This window comes from Bradyrhizobium sp. (assembly GCF_049691595.1).
Taxonomy (GTDB): domain Bacteria; phylum Pseudomonadota; class Alphaproteobacteria; order Rhizobiales; family Xanthobacteraceae; genus Bradyrhizobium.
The window spans coordinates 1-4,192 of sequence record NZ_JBAVNZ010000011.1; the positions used below are offsets into that span (position 1 = coordinate 1).

2 protein-coding genes are annotated in these 4,192 nt (G+C 62.8%); one reads left to right on the forward strand and one right to left on the reverse strand.

Going from position 1 to position 4,192, the window contains the following annotated elements; genetic code table 11:
* Positions 1-23 precede the first annotated feature (23 nt).
* Complete coding sequence (gene secA, locus WCE35_RS00455) at positions 24-2,858, reverse strand: preprotein translocase subunit SecA (RefSeq protein ID WP_424591385.1); 2,835 nt, start codon at positions 2,856-2,858, stop codon at positions 24-26.
* A 350-nt stretch (positions 2,859-3,208) separates the two neighbouring features.
* Here secA and WCE35_RS00460 point away from each other — a divergent pair, with 350 nt between their 5' ends.
* Complete coding sequence (locus WCE35_RS00460) at positions 3,209-4,132, forward strand: peptidylprolyl isomerase (protein ID WP_424591386.1); 924 nt, start codon at positions 3,209-3,211, stop codon at positions 4,130-4,132.
* Positions 4,133-4,192 lie beyond the last annotated feature (60 nt).

A 4,192-nucleotide genomic window follows, 5' to 3' on the forward strand; every position in this document is an offset into this window, starting at 1 on the left:
CATCAGCACGCCGTCAGCGCAGCTCACGCATACTTGCCGTGGCAGTGCTTGAACTTCTTGCCTGAACCGCAGGGACAATCTTCGTTGCGGCCGACTTTGCCCCAGCTCGCCGGATTCTTGGGATCACGGTTGGCGGTGGCGGCGGGCACCAGCGACGCGCCGGCAAACGCCAGCTCGTCCTCGCCGGTATTCGGATCGAACTTGTGCGCTTCCATCGGCGGCAATGCCGGCTGCTGCTCTTCCGGCGGCACGATTTCGACGCGCATCAATTGCGCCGTCACCGCCTCGCGCAGATGCGCGATCATCGCCTCGAACAGGCTGAAGGCTTCCGACTTGTATTCCTGCAGCGGATCGCGCTGGCCGTAGCCGCGCAGCCCGATCACCTGGCGCAGATGGTCGAGCATGACCAGATGCTCGCGCCAGAGATGATCCAGCGTCTGCAACAGGATGGTCTTTTCGACGTAGCGCATCACGTCGGGGCCCCATTGCGCGACCTTGGCCGCCATGTGCTCGTCGACATGCTTTTCGATGCGCGTCAGCAATTCCTCGTCGGCGATGCCCTCTTCCTTGGCCCATTGGTCGACCGGCAGGTCGACATCGAGCACGCGCTTCAACTCGTCCCTGAGGCCGGCGACATCCCACTGCTCGGCATAGGCATGCTCGGGCACGTGCTTGGCGAGGACATCCTCGACGAAGGCGTGGCGCATGTCGGCGACGGTCTCGGCGACGCTGTCGTCCTTCATCAGATCGACGCGCTGGTCGAAGATCACCTTGCGCTGGTCGTTCTGGACGTTGTCGAATTTGAGCAGGTTCTTGCGGATGTCGAAGTTGCGCGCCTCGACCTTCTGCTGCGCCTTCTCCAGCGCCTTGTTGATCCAGGGATGAATGATGGCCTCGCCCTCTTTCAGGCCGAGCCGCGTCAGCATGGAATCGAGCCGGTCGGACCCGAAGATCCGCATCAGATCGTCCTCCAGCGACAGAAAGAACTTCGAGCGCCCGGGGTCGCCCTGGCGGCCGGAGCGGCCGCGCAGCTGGTTGTCGATGCGCCGCGATTCATGGCGTTCGGAGCCGATGATGTAGAGCCCGCCCGGTTTTGTCGCTGACCTCGCCGGTTTGTTGCCCTTGGCCGGCTCGACCTCGACGATCTCTTCCGCCTTCAGCACCAGTTCGCGGAAGCGCTCGATATCGGCCTTGATGCGCTCGATCCTGGCGGCCTTCTCGGCCTCGTCGGTGATATCGGCGGTCTCCTGCTGGATCCGCATCTCCAGCGAGCCGCCGAGCTTGATGTCGGTGCCGCGGCCGGCCATGTTGGTCGCGATCGTGATCGCGCCGGGCACGCCGGCTTCCGCCACGATATAGGCTTCCTGCTCGTGGAAGCGGGCGTTCAGCACCGCGAACAGTTTCGCTGGCCTGCCGGCGCGCGCCGCGGCGTAGAGCTTTTCCATGCCGGACCCGCTGCCAAAATCGATCTGCTTGTAGCCGTTCTTCTTGAGGAATTCGGCCAAGACCTCGGACTTTTCGATCGAGGCGGTGCCGACCAATACCGGCTGCAGCCGCGCATTGGCGCGCTCGATCTCGGCCAGGATCGCGGTGTATTTCTCGTTCTGGGTGCGATAGACCTCGTCGTCCTCGTCGAGACGCGCCACCTCGACATTGGTCGGGATTTCCACGACCTCGAGCTTGTAGATGTCGAACAACTCGTCGGCCTCGGTCGCGGCCGTGCCGGTCATGCCCGCGAGCTTCTCGTACATACGGAAATAGTTCTGGAAGGTGATCGAGGCCAGGGTCTGGTTTTCCGGCTGGACCTGGACGTGCTCCTTGGCTTCCAGCGCCTGGTGCAGGCCTTCGGAATAGCGCCGGCCCGGCATCATGCGGCCGGTGAACTCGTCGATGATCACGACTTCGCCGTCGCGGACGATGTAGTCCTTGTCGCGGTTGAATAGCGTATGCGCGCGCAGCGCCTGGTTGATGTGATGGACGACCGAGACGTTCTCGATGTCGTAGAGCGAATCGCCCTTGAGCTGGCCGGCGTCGCGCAGCAGGCCTTCGATCTTTTCCATGCCGGCTTCGGTCAACGTCACCGTGCGCTGCTTCTCGTCGACGTCGTAATCGGTCTTGTCGAGCCTGGGGAAGAAGGTGTCGATGGTGTTGTAGAATTCGGAGCGGTCGTCGAGCGGACCGGAGATGATCAAGGGCGTGCGCGCCTCGTCGATCAGGATCGAGTCGACTTCGTCGACGATGGCGTAGAAATGGCCGCGCTGGACCATGTCCTCGAGCCGGTACTTCATGTTGTCGCGCAGATAGTCGAAGCCGTATTCGTTTTTGGTGCCGTAGGTGATGTCGCGCGCATAGGCCAGCTTGCGCTCGGCATCGTCGAGCCCGTGCACGATCACGCCCGTGGTCATGCCGAGGAAAGAGTAGATCTCGCCCATCCATTCGGAGTCGCGGCGGGCGAGGTAGTCGTTGACGGTAACGACGTGGACGCCTTTACCCGCGAGCGCATTGAGATAGACCGCGAGCGTAGCCACCAGGGTCTTGCCTTCGCCGGTCTTCATCTCGGCGATGTCGCCCTCGTGCAGCACCATGCCGCCGATCAGCTGGACGTCGAAATGCCGCTGGCCGAGGGTGCGCTTGGCCGCCTCGCGCACGGTGGCGAAAGCCGGCACCAGGATCTCGTCCAGCGTCTTGCCGTCAGCGAGCAGCTTTCGGAATTCGGCGGTGCGGGCTTTCAGCGCCTGGTCCGACAGCGCGGCGAGTTCAGGCTCCAGCGCGTTGATGGCGTCGACGCGGGACTGATATCCCTTTACCCGCCGGTCGTTGGCGGAGCCGAAAAACTTGCGGGCGAGCGCGCCGATCATGAAAAAGTCCTGCCTTTGCGGTGCTGCATTGCAGCCGTGACGTGGGCCACCGGATTGCCTATCAACTCACCGTGACGCGCTGCCGTGAAAGCCCCGGGGTCGGGGGCCATCCGCCAAATGAGTGGGAAGAAGGCAATCCTAAGGCTCAACGGCCAAAAACGCAGCAAAATAAGCGCTATCGCCGTTGACGCGATGGGGCCAGAGATATGGCTCACCCGGTGGGTTGTCAACGTGGCCGGGACGTCGGGGAATTCATCATTTTGACAGACTTTTCGCGTTGCCAAGGCCGCATGATTGGGCGAGTGTCCCGCCGCCTGAGGGCATTCCCATCTTTGACACAAGGACTTTGCATGACCTCCCCGTTCCCGGAAACGAAAACCGGCCTGCGTTTCAGCCTCGCCTCCCTGGCCGTGACGGGCTGCCTTGCCGCGGTTCTGGTCGCCAGCCTCCCGGTCCGGGCCGAGGACGCCAATCCGGTTCTGGCCAAGGTCAACGGTTCCGAGATCCGCCAGAGCGACCTCGCGCTCGCCGAGGAGGAACTTGGAGCAAGCCTCGCGCAGATGGACCCCGCGGCCAAGAAGGACAATGTGCTGTCGTTCCTGATCGACCTGAAGATCGTCGCCAAGGCCGCCGAGGACAAAAAGGTCGAGAATACCGACGACTTCAAGAAACGGCTGGCCTTCACCCGCAACCGGCTCCTGATGGACAGCCTGCTGGCAACCGAAGGCAAGGCCGCGACCACCGACGAGGCCATGAAGAAGGTCTACGAGGAGGCTTCGAAGCAGATCACCGGCGAACAGGAAGTTCACGCCCGGCACATCCTGGTCGAGACCGAGGACGAGGCCAAGGCGATCCTGGCGGAGTTGAAGAAGGGCGCCGATTTCGCCGAACTGGCGAAGAAGAAATCCAAGGATCCCGGCGCCTCCGATGGCGGCGACCTCGGTTTCTTCACCAGGGAGCAGATGGTGCCGGAATTCTCCACGGTGGCGTTCACGCTCGAATCCGGCAAGATTTCCGATCCCGTGAAATCGCAATTTGGCTGGCACATCATCAGGGTCGAGGAAAAGCGCAGCCGCAAGGCGCCCGACTTCGAGCAGGTCAAGAGCCAGATCGAAACCTATGTGACGCGCAAGGCACAGGCCGAATACGTCGCGAAATTGCGCGAGGCCGCCAAGGTCGAGCGGATGGACAAGCCGGAAGAGGCCGCCAAGACCGAGGCCAAGCCGGACGCAGCAAAGCCGACGGACTCCAAGATGGCGCCGGCGAAGAAGTAAGCTTCGTCGTCCCGGCCTTGCGCCGGGACCCATCGGTGGGATCACACCACCCCTCTCCCG

What these genes read in the sequence shown, in the direction of transcription:
- secA (WP_424591385.1), bottom strand. Translation starts at nt 2,858, where the DNA reads ATGATCGGCGCGCTCGCCCGCAAGTTTTTCGGCTCCGCCAACGACCGG.
- WCE35_RS00460 (WP_424591386.1), top strand. Translation starts at nt 3,209, where the DNA reads ATGACCTCCCCGTTCCCGGAAACGAAAACCGGCCTGCGTTTCAGCCTC.